Origin of the sequence: Enterobacter sp. MGH119 (assembly GCF_001037675.1) — a bacterium.
Lineage (GTDB): Bacteria > Pseudomonadota > Gammaproteobacteria > Enterobacterales > Enterobacteriaceae > Enterobacter > Enterobacter hormaechei_C.
In genome coordinates this window covers 385,906-407,152 of the sequence record NZ_KQ089931.1, presented here as the reverse complement: position 1 = coordinate 407,152, position 21,247 = coordinate 385,906, and the positions used below count along the sequence as shown (strand labels likewise).

The 21,247-nt window shown below is 52.4% G+C and carries 19 protein-coding genes; 11 read left to right on the top strand and 8 right to left on the bottom strand.

Translation table 11 applies throughout. The features are described from left to right. Positions 1-73 precede the first annotated feature (73 nt). The 6 genes from SK53_RS16625 to SK53_RS23400 all read left to right on the top strand — a co-directional run bounded on the left by SK53_RS16625 (position 74) and on the right by SK53_RS23400 (position 6,414). Positions 74-817 carry a fimbrial chaperone gene (locus SK53_RS16625; RefSeq protein ID WP_032608525.1) on the top strand — a complete coding sequence of 248 codons (744 nt, stop codon included), beginning with the start codon at positions 74-76 and terminating at the stop codon, positions 815-817. An 81-nt stretch (positions 818-898) separates the two neighbouring features. After that, entirely contained in the window at positions 899-3,493 is a 2,595-nt protein-coding gene (locus tag SK53_RS16620; RefSeq protein WP_048209802.1) for an outer membrane usher protein, read from the top strand. Positions 3,494-3,531: 38 nt separating this feature from the next. Then, complete coding sequence (locus SK53_RS16615) at positions 3,532-4,101, top strand: fimbrial protein (protein WP_048209818.1); 570 nt, start codon at positions 3,532-3,534, stop codon at positions 4,099-4,101. Positions 4,102-4,127: 26 nt separating this feature from the next. Then, on the top strand, positions 4,128-4,691 hold the full coding sequence (locus SK53_RS16610; protein WP_048209801.1) for a fimbrial protein: 564 nt from the start codon (positions 4,128-4,130) through the stop codon (positions 4,689-4,691). A 14-nt stretch (positions 4,692-4,705) separates the two neighbouring features. Continuing rightward, the gene (locus tag SK53_RS16605; protein ID WP_048209800.1) at positions 4,706-5,308 is read left to right on the top strand and encodes a fimbrial-like protein; all 603 of its coding nucleotides are present in this window, start codon (positions 4,706-4,708) and stop codon (positions 5,306-5,308) included. A gap of 20 nt (positions 5,309-5,328) precedes the next feature. Continuing rightward, positions 5,329-6,414, top strand: a complete 1,086-nt coding sequence (locus tag SK53_RS23400; protein ID WP_048859459.1) for a fimbrial protein — start codon at positions 5,329-5,331, stop codon at positions 6,412-6,414. A 3-nt stretch (positions 6,415-6,417) separates the two neighbouring features. Here the strand turns inward: SK53_RS23400 and SK53_RS16595 are convergent, their stop codons facing one another. The 4 genes from SK53_RS16595 to SK53_RS16580 all read right to left on the bottom strand — a co-directional run bounded on the left by SK53_RS16595 (position 6,418) and on the right by SK53_RS16580 (position 9,969). Continuing rightward, complete coding sequence (locus SK53_RS16595) at positions 6,418-7,665, bottom strand: polysaccharide deacetylase family protein (RefSeq protein WP_048209799.1); 1,248 nt, start codon at positions 7,663-7,665, stop codon at positions 6,418-6,420. A gap of 63 nt (positions 7,666-7,728) precedes the next feature. After that, entirely contained in the window at positions 7,729-8,169 is a 441-nt protein-coding gene (locus SK53_RS16590) for a PTS sugar transporter subunit IIA (protein WP_032608521.1), read from the bottom strand. Positions 8,170-8,275: 106 nt separating this feature from the next. Then, positions 8,276-9,046: an ABC transporter permease gene (locus SK53_RS16585; protein ID WP_023324161.1), complete on the bottom strand. Its 771-nt coding sequence runs from the start codon at positions 9,044-9,046 to the stop codon at positions 8,276-8,278. Continuing rightward, on the bottom strand, positions 9,043-9,969 hold the full coding sequence (locus SK53_RS16580; protein ID WP_003856300.1) for an ABC transporter ATP-binding protein: 927 nt from the start codon (positions 9,967-9,969) through the stop codon (positions 9,043-9,045). The genes SK53_RS16585 and SK53_RS16580 overlap by 4 nt, the downstream gene beginning before the upstream one ends. A 107-nt stretch (positions 9,970-10,076) precedes the next feature. Between SK53_RS16580 and can the strand changes: the two genes are divergently transcribed. Further along, complete coding sequence (can, locus tag SK53_RS16575; RefSeq protein ID WP_003856301.1) at positions 10,077-10,739, top strand: carbonate dehydratase; 663 nt, start codon at positions 10,077-10,079, stop codon at positions 10,737-10,739. Between the two features lie 64 nt (positions 10,740-10,803). Here the strand turns inward: can and hpt are convergent, their stop codons facing one another. Further along, positions 10,804-11,340, bottom strand: a complete 537-nt coding sequence (gene hpt, locus SK53_RS16570) for a hypoxanthine phosphoribosyltransferase (RefSeq protein ID WP_003856303.1) — start codon at positions 11,338-11,340, stop codon at positions 10,804-10,806. 206 nt (positions 11,341-11,546) lie between these two features. Here hpt and SK53_RS16565 point away from each other — a divergent pair, with 206 nt between their 5' ends. Then, positions 11,547-13,937 carry a glucose/quinate/shikimate family membrane-bound PQQ-dependent dehydrogenase gene (locus SK53_RS16565; protein ID WP_003856304.1) on the top strand — a complete coding sequence of 797 codons (2,391 nt, stop codon included), beginning with the start codon at positions 11,547-11,549 and terminating at the stop codon, positions 13,935-13,937. A gap of 86 nt (positions 13,938-14,023) precedes the next feature. Here SK53_RS16565 and cueO read toward each other — a convergent pair whose 3' ends face one another. Next, positions 14,024-15,583 carry a multicopper oxidase CueO gene (gene cueO, locus SK53_RS16560; RefSeq protein WP_048209798.1) on the bottom strand — a complete coding sequence of 520 codons (1,560 nt, stop codon included), beginning with the start codon at positions 15,581-15,583 and terminating at the stop codon, positions 14,024-14,026. Between the two features lie 145 nt (positions 15,584-15,728). Between cueO and SK53_RS16555 the strand changes: the two genes are divergently transcribed. From SK53_RS16555 to speD, 3 genes are all read left to right on the top strand, one after another. Next, positions 15,729-16,076: a YacC family pilotin-like protein gene (locus SK53_RS16555; RefSeq protein WP_003856306.1), complete on the top strand. Its 348-nt coding sequence runs from the start codon at positions 15,729-15,731 to the stop codon at positions 16,074-16,076. A gap of 101 nt (positions 16,077-16,177) precedes the next feature. After that, a complete protein-coding gene (gene speE / locus SK53_RS16550) occupies positions 16,178-17,047 on the top strand; it encodes a polyamine aminopropyltransferase (protein ID WP_023315408.1) in 870 nt (289 codons plus the stop codon). Continuing rightward, positions 17,048-17,842, top strand: a complete 795-nt coding sequence (speD, locus tag SK53_RS16545) for an adenosylmethionine decarboxylase (protein ID WP_032608515.1) — start codon at positions 17,048-17,050, stop codon at positions 17,840-17,842. A gap of 31 nt (positions 17,843-17,873) precedes the next feature. On the opposite strand, the gene yacL is transcribed toward speD, so the two are convergent. Continuing rightward, positions 17,874-18,236: a protein YacL gene (yacL, locus tag SK53_RS16540; RefSeq protein WP_032608514.1), complete on the bottom strand. Its 363-nt coding sequence runs from the start codon at positions 18,234-18,236 to the stop codon at positions 17,874-17,876. A 190-nt stretch (positions 18,237-18,426) separates the two neighbouring features. Beyond that, entirely contained in the window at positions 18,427-21,024 is a 2,598-nt protein-coding gene (gene acnB, locus SK53_RS16535; protein ID WP_023315407.1) for a bifunctional aconitate hydratase 2/2-methylisocitrate dehydratase, read from the bottom strand. Positions 21,025-21,247 lie beyond the last annotated feature (223 nt).

Sequence of the window (21,247 nt, the reverse complement as noted above, 5' to 3'; positions counted from 1 at the left end):
AGATAAAATGCTCATATTATCCCCTGACGTACGTCAGGGGACTATTGATATCATTCCAACAGGAAGTGGAAAAATGTTAAGCACATCATTTTATAAAGGATTTAAAGCTGCCTGCTTTACAGTTGCTGCTGTCGCGTCATTCCAGGCAAGCGCAGATATCGTTATTTCGGGAACACGTATTGTTTATCAGCAGTCGCAAAAAGATGTCATCGTTTCTTTAGACAACCGTGGCAAAAAGCCACTATTAGTTCAATCATGGATCGATGACGGTCGCGATGACACCAATCCACAGGAATTAAAACTTCCTTTTATTATTACTCCACCAGTATCCCGAATTGATCCCCAAAAAGGTCAATCCGTTCGGATCTCGTACCTGGGTGGTTCATTGCCGCAAGATCGCGAATCCCTATTCTGGTTCAATGTGCTCGAGATTCCACCGAAGTCAAAAGTGAAAGACGGTGAAAATCCTAACCAGCTCCAGCTGGCATTCCGCACACGTATTAAACTCTTTTTCCGACCTGACGGCCTGAAAGGTACGCCAGGAAATGCAGCAGCCAGGGTAACGTGGTCGCAACAAAAACAAGGTAATACGCTAAACCTGATTGCACACAATGATTCCCCTTACAACGTTTCTATTTCAAATGTAAAGCTGAAATCAGCAAATAAAGAGTACCAGGTTGAGCATAAATCTATTTTACCGTTTAGTACTCAAATAATGCAGGTAAAAGGTTTAGGTAGTACTGCCACCGGCACTGTTGCTTACGAAACCATTAATGACAATGGCGGCTCTGATACTTTTGAAAGCAAAGTAAACTAATAACCGCATCACTGCCACATTATAAATATAATACGTATGAATGATTCATAGCATTCATACGACGACTTGTCTGGATGAAGCATGCTATTTCAACGATCAATTTTATGTCTCGCAATCTGTGCAGCATTTCCTCTGCATGCCAGCGAGACTGAAAAAAAAGCTGTAGACACCTCATCCGAAACAGAATCGGCCATTGAATTTAATGACCAGTTCCTTATCGATAATGGTGGAGGTATCAATGTCGATCGTTATGCTTATGGCAACCCAGTTCTGCCAGGTACTTACCGTGTAAAAGTGAATTTGAATGGCAATTCAAAATCCACGGTCGAGATGGCATTCATTGATAACAAAACGCCACGTGCCTCAGCATGTCTGACTAAACTCACGCTGACACAGGCAGGCGTTGATACCAGCATATTAGGCGATGATGTCAAAGACGACGAAACGTCTTGCGTAGATATCAAAAAATATTATCCCGGTGCTTCTGAAAATTTTGATAGTAGCAAGCAGGAAATGGATCTTAATTTCCCGCAAATCTACGTGCTTAAGCTTCCAGCAGGGTATGTCGATCCTTCATTATGGGATAATGGTGTTCCGGCCGGATTACTTTCATACGATCTTAATACCTGGCACAGCGAGTCAAACGGCACCAATTCAGATACCGCTTATGCGGGCTTGCATTATGGCCTGAACGTGGGGCCGTGGCGTTTACGTTCTCGCGGCAGTCTGAACTGGGACAGTGATAATGGCACACATTATTCCAGCCAGGATATATACCTCCAGCGAGACATCACACCACTTAACGCACAGATGGTAATGGGTGATTCCTACACACGCGGTGATGTCTTTGACTCGGTGAGCCTGCGTGGTGCGCGTATGTATAACGATGACCGCATGCTCCCGCAAGGCACCTCTGGCTACGCGCCAGTAATTCGTGGTGTGGCAAACAGTAACGCCAAAGTTAGCGTTATGCAAAGCGGCAATAAAATCTATGAAACCACCGTTCCACCCGGTGCTTTCGAGATCAATGACCTCAGTACAACAGGCTATGGTAATGATTTGATTGTCACTGTAGAGGAAGCCGATGGAAGTAAACGGACGCTTACCGTTCCGTTCTCCTCAGTTACACAAATGCTCCGCCCAGGCTCCAGCCGCTGGGATGTGGGTATAGGTGAGCTGAATGATGATTCATTGCATGATAAGCCAAACGTTGGCTACGCAACTTACGCGTATGGTCTGAATAATACCTTTACCGGTTACGTGGGTGCGCAATATACGGATATGGATTTCTACGCCGGCCTGCTTGGTCTGGCTATGAATACCCGTATTGGTGCATTCGCTTTAGATGTTACCGGGTCCTATGCCGATATCGACGGGCTGGACACGCTTAAAGGGCAGAGTTATCGGCTGACCTACAGCAAAATGCTTGAAGCCACTAACACATCTCTTAACGTGGCAGCTTATCGCTTCTCAACAGAAGATTATCTCAGCCTTAACGATGCCGCCTCATTGCAGGACAGTATTCACCACGAGGAATATGGCAATCGATCTTATGACAGCAATGCCGAGCTTTATGCTGATTATCAGCGTACCAAAAACCAGATACAGGTCAGCCTGAACCAGCCATTGAATGTTAACGGTGATGAATACGGCTCACTCTATATTAGCGGTACCTGGCAGGATTACTGGAATGATTCCAGCTCCACTTCCGACTACAGCGTGGGTTACAACAATAGTTTTGCTTACGGTAGCTATAGCGTTTCTGTGCAACGCACGTACAACGAAACAGGGGAAAAGGATGACAGCGTTTATTTAAACGTCAGTATTCCATTCAGCATATTCAATAAGGATAACGCGCAGTCAGGCGGATTTAATAACGTCAACATGAGCCTGCGCACTGATTTAAAAGGCGGTACCAGTTTTAACTCTACGGCAAGCGGCAACTCCAAAAACAGCGAAGTGAGCTATTCCGTTAGCGCCTCATCAAGCGGGGGAAACTACGGCAACCTGAACCAGGTCAGTGGCTATAGCTCATGGAACAGTCCTTACGGGCCGCTCGGTGTCTCGGCGTCCTTTGGCGATGACAATAGTAAACAGTATTCCGCGAGTTATAACGGCGGAATGGTTGTTCACTCGGGTGGCGTTGTATTTACATCAGGCAGTATCGGCGAAACGGATTCACTTGCGCTGGTAAAAGCAAGTGGCGCAACGGGTGCTCGGCTGGGTTACGGCCAAAGCCGCATTAACAGTTCCGGGTACGGGATTATGCCGTATATGTCAGCCTACAGAGAAAACCGAGTATCGCTCGATATCAGCACTCTCGAAGCAGACGTTGAAATCAAAAATACAAGCGCAGTTGCCGTACCTCGCAATGGCTCCGTTGTATTTGTGAATTTTGAAACGGATGAAGGCCGTTCGCTTGTTCTGGAATTACAACGTTCTGATAACGGCTTTATTCCGCTAGGTGCTGACGTTCTGAATGAGAAAAACGAATCTATCGGAACGGTAGGCCAGGCAGGACAAGCTTATGTACGCGGTGTGGAAAACAAAGGCGCTCTCCGGGTGGTATGGGGAAGCGATGGTTCCAGCTCCTGCACGGTGCATTATCAGATTCCTGAAAATGCGAAGAAAGCAGGCTTAACCACGATTCTGAGTAATCAACAGTGCCAAATGTAATGATGTTAAAACAGGGAATCACACCCATGGGAAATAATATGAAGAAAAATCATTGCGGTTATTCATTAATCGCATTAGCAATGTTAGCGATGTCAGGTTCTGCTGCGGCAGCCGATCTCAATGTTAACTTTACTGCCAATATCCGCGAAACCACCTGCGATATGAAACTGGTCGGCGATACGGGTTCAGATACGCAGCAAACGCTGACTATCGGTAATAACGGACAGGTACGCTTAGATGATGTCAAAGCCGGAACGGCAAATGCCAATTTCAAAATTGTGCTCGTTGAATGCCCGGCATCACTGACCTCATTGAAAACCAAAGTATCGGGAACAAGATCTGGATATTTGTACTCAGGCCTTATTAACCAAATACAAAAAATCGACGGAGGTGCAGACTACTCTGCTGTTGAGATTGCCAGAGCCAGCGCACCGGATGCCCCGTTTATCATTAACTCTGAGGACGATAACGAGCGCCTGGTCTGGAGTCCGACAGAAATCCAGAATAAGGAAGTTGCTCTGGTGGCCACCTTACGTGAAACACAGGAAAACAGGATGACCATAGGTGATTTACAGGCCGTGGCGACCTTTGAATTTATCTACGAGTGATTAGTGCAGGAAAACGGAGCAACATTATGAAATTCAATTCTACTTTTATCGCCCTGTCCGTTTCTGCCCTTCTGTTCTCGGGAATGGCAAGCGCAGCTATTACAGGCACCCCTAGTGTCGAATTAACGATTAAATCAAAAATTGTATCAGGCACATGTACCGCAAAAGTACTTAACGATGCAGGCACAGCTTCCACTGAAATTGCGTTCGGCGACGTATACAAATCCGATCTGGTGAACAAAACCCGTGTCGAGCCGCTCAAGATTAGTTTCACCAACTGTTCTGGAGTAACCAAGGCAACGGTGTCCGCTGCGAAAGGCGCTGGTGGTGAATGCAGTGGCGTCAACAAGACGGGTGATTCTTACTCCGGCGGCTTAGCAACGGGCTTTGAGATCTGGTCGGGTGTTGTCGATACTGGCGAGCTTATGAGCTGCAACACGCCTCCGGCTGCTAAGGATGTCACCATTACTGATGGTACCGGTGAATTCCCGATGAATTCCCGTATCGTTATCGGACAAGGCCAAACCATTGCTGAAGTAGGCGCGGGGGCGGTTAATGCGCCAGTCACGTTTACTATCACTTATCCATAATACCAGGAACCAGCATGCAACAATCACCGTTTACTTTATACCAGCCCGGTCTTGTGTTGCTTATGGGCTTGGCTGGTGGCATCTTGCCTGGCGTAGGCCAGGCAAGCTCAGGATTAGACGTAAATATTACCGCTAACATTGTTAATAGCACTTGTAAGATGACCGTGGAAAATGACGGCGAAATTTATCTCCCCAATGTAATGCGCAGCTGGTTTTATAACCCGGATGGTAGCGATCGTTTTACTGCAACCGATGATGCAGGCGGTACGCCTTTTAAGATCCATGTAGATGATTGCTATGGAGACAGCAGTACGGCTAAAAAGCTGAGTTTTAGCTTTTCGCCGCAGTCGGGTTTCTGGCCAGGACAAAATCAGCTTTTCAAAAGTGATGATACCGCCGCAGGCGCGGCAAAAAATGTCGGCGTCGTCGTTTTCTCTGAAAGATATAAAAAGAATGTTTTAAACAACGACGGCACGTCAAAAATCACTTATGACGTAAGCGGTCAGGATACTGCATTTTTAACGGATTATCAGTTCTATGCCCGATATCAAAATATTGGCGTAGTGGCTGGTGGTGTCGTTACCAGTAAAGTATTAGTTGACGTCACTTACGAATAATAATCAGAACAGGAAAAAGGATGAGAATGTTCAACTTTATAAGACAGGGTTTCACCGTGAAAGGCACAATGGCGTTTGCCATGGCGAGCGTGTTATTAACCCTCAGCCACTCCTGCTGGGCAGCTGAGTGTCGCATGAATAATGGAAAAGGCGGCACAACCACGCTGATCAATTCCGAATACTCAGGTGGCACCGTACGTCTTCCCCCTCCGGGTAATTATGCCAGTACTCTTTTTAACGTTAACCTGACACCGGGCATTCAGGCCGAATGTGGTCCAGGGAACGATGGTTTTAACCTCGTCTCACAAACAAACTCGACCTTGCTAAAGGGGGGCAGTTATGGCAGGGCTATGTTTGAAACAAATATTCCGGGGATTTATTATTCCGTAAGGGTCCACACCGCAGAAAGCGACGGAGGCATGGGTGGCTATTTCGCTATGAATACTACTGACTGGACTACCGTTGCATCCTCCGGAAATTCTGATCCCTGGGATAATAAATGGATTAACACCTCAGTTCAAATTTATATTGATGAAGGTTATAGAGGCAACCCGAACAAAGAAACCTCAATCAGACCCAAACCCGGCACTCTGGGTAAAATGGCTATTGGTAATCCAAATGATTCTAACAACCAACCATGGACATTTGTGGTCAACGAAGACTCATTCCAGATCCCGATCGTTCTTCCAACCTGCGACATGGCCATGCTTTCAGATGGTACTAATGATGTTAACCTGGGAGAATATTATGTTTCAGACATTAAAAACAATCGGGTTAAGGATATCCCTTTTTCAATTAGCTTAAGCAATTGTACCAGTGTGGCAAATATCACAACCAAACTCACCACCTCAAAGCTAACCGGAAAAAATAATGATCTTCTTGGAAATACGCTTTCGTCCGGAGCTGAGGGCGCAGGCGTGAAAATTATGTATAACGGAACCTCTCAACTCCTGCCGAATAATCCTGACTCATCCTATGTCATAACGGATTACCAAACCCCGGAATCCAAGCAAATTAATTATGTTGCTCAACTGGTAGCAAACGGAAGCACAGTGAAACCGGGGTCGTTTAAAGCCACCGGCGTATTCACCCTTTCATACGACTAACCGCTATCCCTGCGGCTGATTACTGATCAGCCGCGACATCGTCTCCAGTGAGTCCGTTCTTAATATATACAAACGCTTCAACAGGAACGGATTATCCCCCGGCTTCACCTTCCCTTTCACCGTGGTCACCGCCAGATGAAACCCCGCATCGTTCGCCGCTTTAATCGCTTTATTGTCATAGCCGCCAAACGGATACGACACATACAACACGCGCGGGTTGAACTGCGCCAGTGCACGACGTGATCGTTCAAAATCAAACAGGATCACGTGATAGCTACGGCTCAACAGGATGGGGTGTTTATAGCCATCCACGCGATGCAGGAAATGGGTGTGAGACTGAATGTCGAACACATCCTGGATGCCCTTGATTTCCTGAACGCTCATAAACTGTAGCGATTTTGGATCCCACTTCTGCGGATGGCCTTTGATACGTGATGAAATTATAAACGCCGTCGCGTTGAAGCCATATTCTTTCAGAACAGGGTACGCGTAGCGGCTCACCGATTTGAGACCATCATCAAAGGTGATCACCACTGCTTTCGCGGGTAGGTTCATCTTGTTACGCACGTACCCTTCAAGCTGGTACATCGTCAGCGTGGTATAGCCTTGATCGCGTAACCAGGCCATCTGATTATTAAACGCACGTACGCTGGTCGTCGTGGAGGTATGTCGAAAACGGGTGTTCTCTTCATCACGCAAAATATGATGGTAAGTCAGAACCGGTAGCCCGTTATCTTCCTGTGCATCGAGGCTGCTGATCCACGCCAGACGATTACCGATGCGAATTTGAAACCAGGTCTGGTTCAGGCGGTCTTTCAGCTTATTCAGAATCGGATAGCGAAGATTGGCGCTTAAGGTGCCAAAGGGCGCGCTTCCGCTGCTGGGGGCGTTATACACCGGCGTGTCTTTCCAGGTAATGAGGTTTTGATTACTGAGCGGCTTGTTCAAGTCACCCAGGCTATCCTCAACGCATTGTTTGCCCTGAACTTTTTCAAGGTGGTCTTTATCAATAAATCCCGTACCGAATCCAAAACGAAATTCATAGTAATCCGCCGCGGCCGGAAAGACAGCGAGGATCTGCCCGGCGCGGACATTCCCCACATTCACAACGGCATTTCCCACCTGCGCCCAGATGGCCGCATCTTCGGTGGTTTGCATATATTGGGCAGGAAGGCCTTGCTGACTGGTCAGGCTGGCAGACGCACCACCGGAAACCAGCACCAGAAGGATAAAGATAACGCGCATGAGCATGGGATATAAATCGATACGGAAAATCAGTCGCCATTGTAGCAAAAGCGACATCAATACCAATGTTTAATGCTTATACAGATCGTGAAGCAGAACGAAAGGCGGGTTCTTCTGCTGCTGGTGCCACAGGCTGCTCACGCCCGGGGAGCCCTGCGCCACAATGGCGTGGCGAAACTCAGCGCTGCTCAACGTTGCGCGCAGCGGATACATCGCTTCGAGTAAAGGCAGGCTGATACCGGAGATCACTTCACAATTATCATGCTTATGGCTCATTAACGCTGCTGAACGGTAAGGCGCCGCGCCCGATTTGTCGGTGAGAAAAATCACGCCATCACCGGTGTCGGTTTCATGCAGCGCGTCGCACATCATCCGGCTGAGCATGTTGGTGCTCAGCCCTCGCCAGTAATTTACCGCACGACATTGCGCCAGAGGGCCAAATCGGGCCTCCAGCTTCAGGAGCATTTCCTGTGCCTCTTCATCGTGGCAGGTGATAACCCATCCCAGCATAACGTCTCTCCTTAGCAGGCGAGTAGTTTATCCAGGTGAAGGTTAGTTTACGGTGATAACTGTCAAAGAAAGTGCCCGGCAAACAGAACGTCTGCCGGGCAGAAGGTTAGCTACGCAGCCCACGTCCACGCTGGATCAGATACCAGCACAGCAGGTAGAAGGCGATAATGAACACCACCAGCACCACCACCGTGGTAAACAGCGGGACATCGGTAATGCCGAGGAAACCAAAGCGGAAGCCGCTGATCATGTAGACAATCGGGTTCAGGTGCGAGAGTGCCTGCCAGAACGGCGGCAGCAGCGTCAGGGAGTAAAACACCCCGCCGAGGTAGGTCAGCGGCGTCAGCACAAAGGTCGGGATCAGGCTGATGTCGTCAAAGGTTTTAGCGAACACCGCATTCAGCAAGCCGGCCAGCGAGAACAGAATCGCGGTGAGCAGCAGCGTCAGCGCCACGAAAAGCCAGGAGTGAACCTGAAACGGCACGAAGAACAGCGAAATGGCCGTTACCAGGATACCCACGCACAGCCCGCGCGCCACGCCGCCGCCCACGTAACCGGCGATGATGACGTGCGTTGGCACCGGCGCCACCAGCAGCTCTTCAATGTTGCGCTGGAACTTGGCGCTGAAGAATGAGGACGCCACGTTCGCGTAGGCGTTGGTGATCACCGCCATCATGATCAGGCCCGGCACGATAAACTGCATATAGGTGAAGCCGTGCATCTCACCAATGCGGGAGCCAATAAGGTTGCCGAAAATGATGAAGTAGAGCGTCATGGTGATCACCGGCGGCACCAGGGTTTGCACCCAGATACGCATAAAGCGGTTAATCTCTTTCGCCCAGATGCTTTTCAGCGCGACCCAGTAAAGATGCGTCATGCCTTGTCTCCTTGTTTGTCGTGCACCAGAGAGACAAACAGCTCTTCCAGTCGGTTTGCTTTGTTACGCATGCTTAATACCTGAATGCCCTGCGCACTCAACTGTGAGAACACGCTGTTAATACCCTGCTCGCGCAGCACTTCTACCTCCAGCGTCGAGGTATCGACCAGGCGATAGTTGTAGCCCTCCAGTTTCGGCAGCGCGCTTTTCGCCGCCAGATCGAGGATAAAGGTCTCTGATTTGAGCTTGGAGAGCAGATTCTTCATCGAGGTGTTTTCCACCAGCTCACCGTGCTGAATGATGCCGATATTGCGGCACAGCATTTCCGCCTCTTCCAGGTAGTGCGTGGTCAGAATGATGGTGGTGCCTTTGTCGTTCAGATCTTTCAGGAAACCCCACATGGAGCGACGCAGTTCAATATCCACACCAGCGGTCGGCTCATCAAGGATAAGCAGCTTTGGCTCGTGCATCAGCGCGCGGGCAATCATCAGGCGGCGCTTCATCCCTCCGGACAACATCCGCGCGCGCTCGTTACGTTTCTCCCACAGATCAAGCTGTTTCAGGTACTTTTCGCTGCGCTCAAGCGCCTCTTTGCGCTCCACGCCATAGTAACCCGCCTGGTTAACAACAATCTGCTGTACCGTCTCAAACGGGTTAAAGTTGAACTCCTGCGGCACCAGCCCCAGCTGGCGCTTGGCGTTGACCACATCTTTTTGCAGATCGTAGCCAAACACGCTGACGCGGCCCGAGGTTTTATTGACCAGTGAACTGATGATCCCGATGGTGGTGGATTTCCCTGCCCCGTTCGGCCCCAGAAGCGCGTAGAAATCTCCCGCTTCGACTTTAAGATCTATCCCGCGCAGCGCCTGAACGCCCCCCGGGTAGGTTTTTTTGAGCTGTTCAAGCTCCAGTGCAATCGCCATGAATTCAACTTACCTTAAGTTCTGACACACGTTGTGTGGTTTCATTAAAAGTCGGGTTACCCTATAGTAGCGCAACGCAATCACTTGGTTACAGGTCGCTAACCTCCATGAACGACATAGATACACTCATCAGCAACAATGCACTATGGTCAAAAATGCTGGTGGAGGAAGACCCCGGATTTTTTGGAAAACTCGCGCAAGCGCAGAACCCACGCTTTCTCTGGATTGGATGTTCTGACAGCCGCGTCCCCGCCGAACGTCTGACTGGTCTTGAACCTGGCGAACTGTTTGTTCACCGCAATGTGGCTAACCTGGTTATTCATACCGATCTCAACTGCCTTTCGGTTGTTCAGTATGCCGTCGACGTTCTTGAGGTTGAGCACATCATTATTTGTGGTCACTACGGCTGCGGCGGCGTGCAGGCGGCGGTCGAAAATACAGAGCTGGGGTTAATCGATAACTGGCTGCTGCACATTCGTGATATCTGGTTCAAACATAGCTCACTGCTGGGCGAAATGCCGCAGGAGCGCCGTCTCGACACGCTGTGTGAGCTGAACGTGATGGAGCAGGTGTATAACCTGGGCCATTCGACGATTATGCAGTCTGCCTGGAAACGCGGGCAGAAGGTCTCCATCCACGGCTGGGCGTACGGTATTCACGACGGCCTGCTGCGCAATCTGGAAGTGACCGCCACCAACCGCGAAACGCTGGAACAGCGTTACCGCTCGGGAATTGCCAACCTCAAGCTTAAGCACGTTAACCATAAATAACAAAGCCGGGGGTTTTCACCCTCTCCCTGTGGGAGAGGGCTGGGGTGAGGGCATCAGCCCGAAATTATTCGTCAAGAATCACCACTTTCCCAACATACGGCAGATGGCGATAACGCTGTGCGTAATCAATGCCGTAACCCACCACGAATTCGTCCGGGATGGAGAAACCAACGAACTCCACCGGCACCTGCACTTCACGGCGCTCAGGCTTATCCAGCAGGGTACAAATCGCCAGTGATTTTGGTTCACGCAGGCTCAGGATCTCACGCACTTTAGAGAGCGTGTTGCCGGAGTCGATGATGTCCTCAACAATCAACACATCTTTGCCACGAATATCTTCATCCAGATCTTTCAGGATTTTCACATCACGGGTTGTGGACATGCCGCTGCCGTAACTGGAGGCGGTCATAAAATCGACCTCGTGCGGCACCTGCACTTCACGACACAGGTCTGCCATGAACATGAAAGAGCCACGCAACAAACCGACCAGCACCATTTCGCTGCCGCTGTCCTTGTAATGTTCGGTGATTTGACGACCCAGTTCGGCGATACGCGCTTTGATCTCGGCTTCCGGGATCATCACTTCAACAGTATGTTTCATATTACTAACCAAATGATTTTAGTGAAAATCTCTCAATGCGGATGACTCTCGCTCCGGCATCGATACGCAAGCCAGCCATTATACCAGTAAATGGATAAGCCTGGCGTATGAGTTATAAAAAGCAATATTTGTGATTCCGATCACAGTTGTTAATACCTATAATTAATTGCTAGCAAATAATTAACAAAACTGACGAGTACTTTTCTATGGCTGAAACAAAAACTAAACAGCCGCGTCTACTGGTGACATTAACAGCCGCGTTTGCCGCATTCTGCGCGCTGTATTTGTTAATCGGTGGCGTATGGCTGGTCGCGATTGGCGGCTCCTGGTACTACCCGATTGCGGGTCTGGTTATGGTTGGCGTAACCGTCCTGCTTTTACGCAGAAAACAATCTGCTCTGTGGTTGTACGCAGCGTTACTGCTCGCAACCATGATCTGGGGCGTCTGGGAAGTCGGGTTCGACTTCTGGGCGCTGACGCCGCGCAGCGACATTCTGGTCTTCTTCGGTATCTGGCTGATCCTGCCGTTTGTCTGGCGTCGTCTGATTGTCCCTTCCAGTGGCGCCGTGGCCGGTCTGGTCGTTGCTCTGCTGATTAGTGGCGGCATCCTGACCTGGGCCGGTTTTAACGACCCGCAGGAGATCAATGGCACGCTGAACGCGGAATCCACGCCGGCTGCGGCTATTTCGCAGGTGGCGGACGGTGACTGGCCTGCTTATGGTCGTAACCAGGAAGGTCAACGCTACTCCCCGCTGAAGCAGATCAACGCGGACAACGTGAAAAACCTGAAGGAAGCCTGGGTATTCCGTACCGGCGACCTGAAGATGCCAAACGATCCGGGTGAGCTGACCAACGAAGTGACCCCGATTAAAGTGGGCAACATGCTCTACCTGTGTACGGCGCACCAGCGCCTGTTCGCGCTCGACGCGGCCACCGGTAAAGAGAAATGGCACTTTGATCCACAGCTGAACTCCAACCCGTCGTTCCAGCACATCACCTGCCGCGGCGTCTCTTACCACGAAGCGCGCGCAGATAATGCCAGCCCGGAAGTCATTGCCGACTGTCCTCGCCGCATTATGCTGCCGGTGAACGATGGCCGCCTGTTTGCCATCAACGCTGAGACCGGTAAGCTGTGCGAAACCTTCGCTAACAAAGGCATTCTGAATCTTCAGACCAACATGCCGGACACTACGCCGGGTCTGTATGAGCCGACCTCCCCGCCAATCATCACTGATAAAACCATCGTGATTGCCGGTTCGGTAACGGATAACTTCTCTACCCGCGAAACCTCCGGCGTTATCCGTGGTTTCGACGTGAACACCGGTAAACTGCTGTGGGCCTTCGACCCGGGCGCGAAAGATCCTAACGCGATCCCATCCGATGAACACACCTTTACCTTTAACTCACCGAACTCCTGGGCACCGGCAGCGTATGACGCGAAGCTGGACCTGGTTTACCTGCCGATGGGCGTGACCACGCCGGATATCTGGGGCGGTAACCGCACGCCGGAGCAGGAACGTTACGCCAGCTCCATCGTGGCGCTGAACGCAACGACCGGTAAACTGGCATGGAGCTACCAGACCGTTCACCACGATCTGTGGGATATGGATATGCCGTCCCAGCCGACGCTGGCGGACATTACCGTTAACGGTAAAACCGTTCCGGTGATTTACGCCCCGGCCAAAACCGGCAACATCTTCGTGCTGGATCGCAGCAACGGTAAGCTGGTTGTTCCTGCGCCAGAAAAACCGGTTCCGCAGGGCGCGGCCAAAGGCGACTACGTCACCAAAACGCAGCCGTTCTCTGACCTGAGCTTCCGTCCGAAGAAAGATCTCAGCGGTGCAGACATGTGGGGTGCCACCATGTTTGACCAGCTGGTGTGCCGCGTGATGTTCCATCAACTGCGCTATGAAGGCATCTTCACGCCGCCTTCAGAGCAGGGCACGCTGGTCTTCCCGGGTAACCTGGGGATGTTCGAGTGGGGTGGGATCTCCGTTGACCCTAACCGTCAGGTCGCCATCGCTAACCCAATGGCGCTGCCGTTCGTTTCCCGTCTGATCCCACGCGGTCCGGGTAACCCAATGGAGCAGCCGAAAGATGCGAAAGGCAGCGGTACCGAAGCCGGTATCCAGCCGCAGTATGGCGTTCCTTATGGTGTGACTCTGAATCCGTTCCTTTCTCCGTTCGGTCTGCCGTGTAAACAGCCTGCCTGGGGTTATATCTCCGGTCTGGATCTGAAGACCAATAAGATCGTCTGGAAAAAACGTATTGGTACGCCACAGGACAGCATGCCGTTCCCGATGCCTGTTCCAGTGCCGTTCAATATGGGTATGCCAATGCTGGGTGGCCCAATCTCCACCGCCGGTAACGTGCTGTTTATCGCGGCAACCGCAGATAACTACCTGCGCGCGTACAACATGACCAACGGTGAAAAACTGTGGCAAGGCCGTCTGCCAGCCGGTGGACAGGCAACGCCGATGACCTATGAAGTGAATGGCAAACAGTATGTTGTCATCTCCGCGGGTGGTCACGGTTCGTTTGGCACGAAGATGGGCGACTATATTGTCGCGTATGCACTGCCTGACGACGCTAAGTAACGAAAAAGCCCGGTGGCGCTAACGCTTACCGGGCCTACGATTTCCATATGTAGGCCGGGTAAGGCGAAGCCGCCACCCGGCTTTTTTTATACGGTAAAACCGAGCATCATCCCCGTATCTTCATGCTCCAGCAGATGACAGTGGGCCATATAGGCAAACTCTTTCGGTGCCTCGTGGTCGAACTTCACCAGCACCTCGCTGACGCCGCCTTCCACCCTCACCGTATCTTTCCAGCCCGCGCGATGCGGCTCCGGCGCTTTACCATTTTCAGACAGAATACGGAACTGCGTGCCGTGGATATGGAACGGGTGCAGCATCATGTCCCCTTCGCCTGAAATCACCCAGCGTTCAAACTGCCCTTTCGTGGCGGCGAACATGGGCGTGTTCATATCGAACGCTTTGCCGTTGATGCGGTTGGCATTGTGGAAATCGAAACCATGGCCGCCGTGATCCATGCCGCCCATATTGCCGTGGTCCATATTCATATGGCCCATCATCTGGCCGTGATGCATTCCCGCCATGGCCTGATTGCCGTACTTCTTCATCAGCGCCTGCATGCCCATCATGTCGAGCATCGGGTCCATGGAGAGCTGAAGTTTACGCTGCGTAAGCCCATCCAGCGACGGGAGTGCTGGCAGAGTGGTGAGGGTCTCCGGCAGCGTACCGGAGGCGGTGATCTGTAGTGGCTGAATGCGCAGGACCGGATGCGGCTTATCAAACGGCGCAACGGCCATCCCCATCTGGCTGACCGGCAGGGTCACCAGGTCAAACGCTTTGCCATCGCTGATATCCACCAACACCTCGAAGCGCTCGCCCATCAGCATCGGCAGCTCGCTCACCTTCACCGGCTCCGGCAGCAGGCCGCCGTCGCTTGCCACTACGTAAAGCGGGCGTTTATCGCTGGTGGCGAAGTTCAGCGAGCGGGCGTTACAGCCGTTAAGCAGACGTAAGCGCAGCCAGCCTTTTGGCGCGGCATGCTGCGGGTAGATCGCGCCGTTGGTCAGCAGCGTATCGCCAAACCAGCCTACCGCCGCGCTCATTACGTCCAGCTGATAGTCAATTTGCCCGTCAGCGCTGAATTTTTTGTCCTGCACAATCACCGGGACATCGTCGATACCCCACTGTTTCGGCAGGCGCAGCAGGCGGCTTTCATCGTCTTCAATCAGCACCAGCCCGGCCAGCCCCATCGCCACCTGATGGCCCGTTTTGCCATGCTGATGCGGGTGGAACCAGCAGGTCGCCGCGCGTTGTTCCGGGGTAAAGGTTACGCTGCGTTTACCACCAGGCCTGATGACGCCCTGAGGCCCCCCATCCACTTCGCCCGGGACTTCCAGCCCGTGCCAGTGCAGCGTGGTCTCTTCCGCAAGCGTGTTATGAATGTCTACCGTCACCGCCTTCCCTTTGCGTAACTGCAACGCCGGGCCGAGCAGATTGCCGTTATAGCCCCACGTCGTGGCGGCGTGCTGACCGAACGTGGTTTTACCGGCCTGCACCACAAGCTGAATGCGGCTGCGGGCATCTGGGGCGAGTAATTCAGGAATGGGTAAAGCCGTTCTGTCGGCGGCAAAAACGGCGCGGCTCCAGAGAGGTATCGCGCTGGCAACCCCCAGCGCGGCAGAAAATTTTAAAAAATCACGACGTTGCATGTGCATTTCCTTATTTCCAGCAGGCGATCTTTTGAGCATAAACCCTCCCCTTACCGGAAGGTCAAGCACGGCGGCAATAATAAAGATCGTCGGCCTGGCATCAAGTATGCTAACGTTAATTTTCCGTGATGCAGTGGTAAAGGCAATGAAGACGTTTTTCAGAACAATTTTGTTCGCCAGCCTGATGGCGATGTGTGCGAACAGTTACGCGCTAAGTGAAAACGAAGCGGAAGATATGGCCGATCTGACGGCAGTTTTTGTTTTTCTGAAAAACGATTGTGGTTACCAGAATTTACCCAATGGGCAAATTCGTCGCGCACTGGTCTTTTTTGCCCAGCAGAATCAATGGGACCTCAGCAACTACGACAGCTTCGACATGAAGGCGCTCGGTGAAGACAGCTACCGTGATTTAAGCGGTATTGGCATTCCCACTGCTAAAAAATGCAAAGCGCTGGCTCGCGATTCACTCAGCCTGCTCGCCTACGTGAAGTAACCTTCCCGACGCCCCTTGTTGACCCGCTAACCGCCTCTCGGCGGTGTTGTGTTGCGCCCATCTGCCGGATGTAATGGATGTTAACGAAGGAGGTGCTCCCCATGACCGAAAAAACGGTATGGCAAGAAACGCTGCACGACCAGTTTGGTCAGTATTTTGCCGTGGATAACGTGCTCTATCATGAGAAAACCGATCATCAGGATTTGATAATATTCGAAAACGCCGCTTTTGGCCGCGTGATGGCGCTGGACGGCGTGGTGCAAACCACCGAGCGCGACGAGTTTATCTATCACGAAATGATGACCCACGTCCCGCTGCTGGCCCACGGCCACGCGAAGGACGTGCTGATTATCGGCGGCGGCGACGGCGCGATGCTGCGTGAAGTCTCTCGCCATCAGAATGTCGAAACCATCACCATGGTGGAAATCGACGCCGGGGTCGTGTCGTTCTGCCGCCAGTATCTGCCCAACCATAATGCCGGCAGCTATGACGATCCGCGGTTTAATCTGGTTATCGACGATGGCGTCAATTTTGTTAACCAGACCACGCAAACGTTTGATGTCATTATCTCTGACTGTACCGACCCTATCGGTCCGGGCGCGTCGCTGTTTACCTCGTCGTTTTACGAAGGCTGCAAGCGCTGCCTGAAGCCTGCCGGAATTTTTGTGGCGCAAAACGGCGTTTGCTTCCTGCAACAGGATGAAGCGCTTGATAGCCACCGTAAGCTGAGCACCTATTTTGCTGACGTCAGCTTCTATCAGGCGGCCATTCCGACGTACTACGGCGGTATCATGACCTTTGCCTGGGCGACGGATAACGACGTATTACGTCATCTCTCCACCGAAATTATTCAGGCCCGCTTCCATCAGGCAGGTCTACAGTGCCGATACTACAATCCGGCTATTCATACCGCAGCCTTTGCGTTGCCTCAATATCTGCAAGACGCGCTGTCCTCAAAGGAGGTGAACTAATTGAAAAAGCTTAAACTGCATGGCTTTAACAATCTGACCAAAAGCCTGAGTTTTTGTATTTACGATATCTGCTACGCCAAAACAGCAGAAGAGCGCGATGGTTACATCGCCTATATCGATGAACTCTACAACGCCAACCGTCTGACCGAGATCCTGACAGAGACCTGCTCGATTATCGGCGCGAACATCCTCAATATCGCGCGCCAGGATTATGAGCCTCAGGGTGCGAGCGTCACCATTCTGGTGAGTGAAGAGCCGGTTGACCCGAAGCTTATCGACAAAACCGAACACCCCGGCCCGCTGCCGGAAGTGGTGGTTGCTCACCTGGATAAAAGCCACATCTGCGTGCACACCTACCCGGAAAGCCACCCGGAAGGCGGGCTGTGTACCTTCCGCGCGGATATTGAAGTGTCCACCTGCGGCGTGATTTCACCGCTAAATGCGTTGAATTATTTAATCCACCAGCTGGAATCGGACATCGTCACCATTGATTATCGCGTACGCGGTTTTACCCGTGATATCAACGGCATGAAGCACTTCATTGATCATGAGATCAACTCCATTCAGAACTTCATGTCCGAGGACATGAAGTCGCTGTACGACATGATGGATGTGAACGTCTATCAGGAGAATATCTTCCACACCAAAATGTTACTTAAGGAATTCGACCTTAAGCACTACATGTTCCACACGAAGCCGGAAGATTTAAGTGAGGAAGAGCGAAAGGTCATTACCGACCTGCTCTGGAAAGAGATGCGCGAAATTTACTACGGCCGTAACATTCCGACCGTGTAAACGTGACCCGGAGCAGGGACGCTTCGGGAAGTTACTTCTGTTTCATAAAGTCGCGGTAGGCATTCACCACACTCAGGAAGTCTTCCACGCCGCACAGCGACAGGCTCTCTTCGTCGTAGTAGCTCATCCCCTCTTCAATTTCATCACCCGAGAACTCAAGCTGGTTGGCGCGCACCATCACCTCTTCGCCATCCATCCACAGGGTGTATTCGTGCCCGGCGCGTTGCCAGGAGCGTTCACTGCCTTTCACCGTTTCCGCCGCCTGCTCAACTTCATCCAGCAGCGCGAGGTTCTCTTTCACCTCTTCGTTAAACCAGTGTCCAACGGCTTCGTGCCCCATCGACATTCGCACTTTCACCACGCCGGTGATGTCGCGCAGAAATTCGTAATCCATAGTGTTTTCCTCTGCAAAGCCATTAAGGTAATTATCGCAGCAGCGAGGAAGAAAAAAAGCGTGGGAGGTGGGAGGAATGAAAATAAAAAGGTGAGAGCAAGACCCTGCGGCCTGATGCCCTCACTCCGTCCCTCTCCCACGGGAGAGGGTGCAAACACTAAAAACCGTCTCGTAGAGACGGTTTTGCTGTTTATACCGCCGTCTGGAAGATCACCCCGTCTGCCTTCTCGGTGTACTGAGAGAGCTGGTCGAAGTTCAGGTAGCGATAGGTATCCACCGCCGTCTTATCCACCTGAGCCACAAAGGTCTGGTACTCTTCCGGCGTTGGCAGTTTGCCAATCAGCGCCGCAACCGCCGCCAGCTCCGCAGAGGCCAGGAAGACGTTCGCACCGGTACCTAAACGGTTCGGGAAGTTACGGGTCGAGGTGGAGACCACCGTCGCGCCGTCGGCTACGCGCGCCTGGTTGCCCATACACAGGGAACAGCCAGGAATTTCGATACGCGCGCCGCTCTTACCAAACACGCTGTAGTAGCCCTCTTCGGTCAGTTGAGCCGCGTCCATACGGGTTGGCGGCGCCACCCACAGACGGGTTGGCAGCTGGCCTTTGTGGGTATCCAGCAGCTTGCCGGCTGCACGGAAGTGGCCGATGTTGGTCATGCACGAACCGATGAACACTTCGTCGATCTTCTCGCCCTGAACTTCGGACAGCGGACGCGCGTCGTCCGGATCGTTCGGTGCACACAGGATTGGCTCTTTGATATCCGCCAGATCGATGTCGATCACCGCCGCGTACTCTGCGTCAGCATCGGCTTCCAGCAGCTGCGGATCGGCCAGCCATTTTTCCATGCCCTGGATACGACGCTCCAGCGTACGACGGTCGCCGTAGCCTTCTGCAATCATCCACTTCAGCAGCACGATGTTAGAGTTCAGATACTCAATAATCGGCTCTTTGTTCAGCTTGATGGTACAGCCCGCAGCCGAACGCTCAGCGGAGGCATCGGTCAGCTCGAAAGCCTGCTCAACTTTCAGATCCGGCAGACCTTCAATTTCCAGAATGCGGCCAGAGAAGATGTTTTTCTTCCCTTTTTTCTCAACGGTCAGCAGACCCTGTTTGATGGCATACAGCGGGATCGCGTGAACCAGGTCGCGCAGGGTAATACCCGGCTGCATTTTACCTTTGAAGCGCACCAGCACCGATTCCGGCATATCCAGCGGCATCACGCCGGTCGCGGCAGCAAACGCCACCAGACCGGAGCCCGCCGGGAAGGAGATACCGATTGGGAAACGGGTATGGGAGTCACCGCCGGTACCGACGGTATCCGGCAGCAGCATGCGGTTCAGCCAGGAGTGGATAACGCCGTCGCCCGGACGCAGAGACACGCCACCGCGGTTCATGATGAAATCTGGCAGCGTGTGGTGCGTGGTCACGTCAACCGGCTTCGGATACGCCGCAGTGTGGCAGAAGGACTGCATCACCAGATCGGAAGAGAAGCCCAGGCACGCCAGGTCTTTCAGCTCATCACGGGTCATCGGACCGGTGGTGTCCTGAGAGCCGACGGAGGTCATTTTCGGCTCGCAGTACGCGCCAGGACGGATACCAGCGACGCCGCAGGCGCGACCGACCATTTTTTGTGCCAGCGAGAAGCCACGGTTGCTTTCCGCCACGTCTTTCGCCTGACGGAACACGTCGCTGTGCGGCAGACCCAGCGCTTCACGCGCTTTGGTGGTCAGGCCACGGCCGATGATCAGCGGAATGCGGCCACCAGCACGTACTTCGTCGATCAGCACGTCGGTTTTCAGCTCAAAGCTCGCCAGCAGCTCGTTAGTTTCGTGATTACGCACTTCGCCTTTATACGGGTAAACGTCAATCACGTCGCCCATGTTCAGGTTAGAGACATCCACTTCGATCGGCAGCGCGCCAGCATCTTCCATGGTGTTGAAGAAGATTGGCGCAATTTTGCCGCCGAGGCACAGGCCGCCGCCGCGCTTGTTTGGCACGTGCGGAATGTCGTCGCCCATGAACCACAGCACGGAGTTGGTGGCGGACTTACGGGAAGAGCCGGTACCCACAACGTCACCCACGTAAGCCAGCGGGAAACCTTTTTGTTGCAGGGCTTCGATCTGTTTGATCGGGCCAACGCTGCCCGGCTGGTCCGGCTCAATGCCTTCACGGGCGTTTTTCAGCATCGCCAGGGCGTGCAGAGGGATATCAGGACGAGACCACGCGTCCGGTGCCGGGGAGAGGTCATCGGTGTTGGTTTCACCGGTCACTTTGAAGACGGTAACGGTAATTTTTTCAGCAAGCTGAGGGCGGTTCAGGAACCATTCGGCATCGGCCCAGGACTGCATCACCTGCTTCGCATAGACGTTGCCTGCTTTAGCTTTTTCTTCCACATCGTAGAAGTTATCGAACATCAGCAGCGTTGAAGAGAGCGCTTTAGCGGCAATCGGTGCCAGCTTGTCGTTATCCAGCGCGTCAATCAGCGGATGAATGTTATAGCCACCCTGCATGGTGCCGAGCAGTTCAATCGCTTTTTCAGGAGTAACCAGTGGGGAGGTGGCTTCGCCTTTGGCAACGGCGGCAAGGAATCCGGCTTTTACGTAGGCAGCTTCATCTACGCCAGGCGGTACACGGTTGATCAGCAGATCTAACAGGAATTCTTCTTCGCCCTCAGGCGGATTCTTCAGCAGCTCGACGAGCGCGGCCATTTGGGTTGCATCTAACGGTTTGGGTACAATTCCCTCGGCGGCACGTTCTGCTACGTGCTTACGGTATTCTTCTAGCACGACGGTTCTCCTCGCTCTCATTGTCATATGCGGCGGGCGTTCTCTTCACGCTCCTGTGAGACAGCAGTTTGTAGGGTAAATGCCCGATACCGCGTCGGGCAGCATAGCAGGATTTCTGCACAGTGTTAATCTGTTTACAAAAAAGCAACATTAAAAAATTTGCTGAATCGTTAAGCATTATGTAGCACCCCGTCACCGGGCCCGGAAGCAGTTCCGTAAGTCT

Coding starts and splice junctions, on each gene's coding strand:
- SK53_RS16590 (WP_032608521.1), bottom strand. CDS start 8,169: ATGCTGGGATGGGTTATCACCTGCCACGATGAAGAGGCACAGGAAATG.
- SK53_RS16555 (WP_003856306.1), top strand. CDS start 15,729: ATGAAGACGTTTTTCAGAACAATTTTGTTCGCCAGCCTGATGGCGATG.
- cueO (WP_048209798.1), bottom strand. CDS start 15,583: ATGCAACGTCGTGATTTTTTAAAATTTTCTGCCGCGCTGGGGGTTGCC.
- SK53_RS16605 (WP_048209800.1), top strand. CDS start 4,706: ATGCAACAATCACCGTTTACTTTATACCAGCCCGGTCTTGTGTTGCTT.
- can (WP_003856301.1), top strand. CDS start 10,077: ATGAACGACATAGATACACTCATCAGCAACAATGCACTATGGTCAAAA.
- SK53_RS16585 (WP_023324161.1), bottom strand. CDS start 9,046: ATGACGCATCTTTACTGGGTCGCGCTGAAAAGCATCTGGGCGAAAGAG.
- SK53_RS16580 (WP_003856300.1), bottom strand. CDS start 9,969: ATGGCGATTGCACTGGAGCTTGAACAGCTCAAAAAAACCTACCCGGGG.
- SK53_RS16565 (WP_003856304.1), top strand. CDS start 11,547: ATGGCTGAAACAAAAACTAAACAGCCGCGTCTACTGGTGACATTAACA.
- SK53_RS16620 (WP_048209802.1), top strand. CDS start 899: ATGCTATTTCAACGATCAATTTTATGTCTCGCAATCTGTGCAGCATTT.
- hpt (WP_003856303.1), bottom strand. CDS start 11,340: ATGAAACATACTGTTGAAGTGATGATCCCGGAAGCCGAGATCAAAGCG.
- yacL (WP_032608514.1), bottom strand. CDS start 18,236: ATGGATTACGAATTTCTGCGCGACATCACCGGCGTGGTGAAAGTGCGA.
- SK53_RS23400 (WP_048859459.1), top strand. CDS start 5,329: ATGAGAATGTTCAACTTTATAAGACAGGGTTTCACCGTGAAAGGCACA.
- SK53_RS16595 (WP_048209799.1), bottom strand. CDS start 7,665: ATGCTCATGCGCGTTATCTTTATCCTTCTGGTGCTGGTTTCCGGTGGT.
- speE (WP_023315408.1), top strand. CDS start 16,178: ATGACCGAAAAAACGGTATGGCAAGAAACGCTGCACGACCAGTTTGGT.
- SK53_RS16610 (WP_048209801.1), top strand. CDS start 4,128: ATGAAATTCAATTCTACTTTTATCGCCCTGTCCGTTTCTGCCCTTCTG.
- SK53_RS16625 (WP_032608525.1), top strand. CDS start 74: ATGTTAAGCACATCATTTTATAAAGGATTTAAAGCTGCCTGCTTTACA.
- SK53_RS16615 (WP_048209818.1), top strand. CDS start 3,532: ATGAAGAAAAATCATTGCGGTTATTCATTAATCGCATTAGCAATGTTA.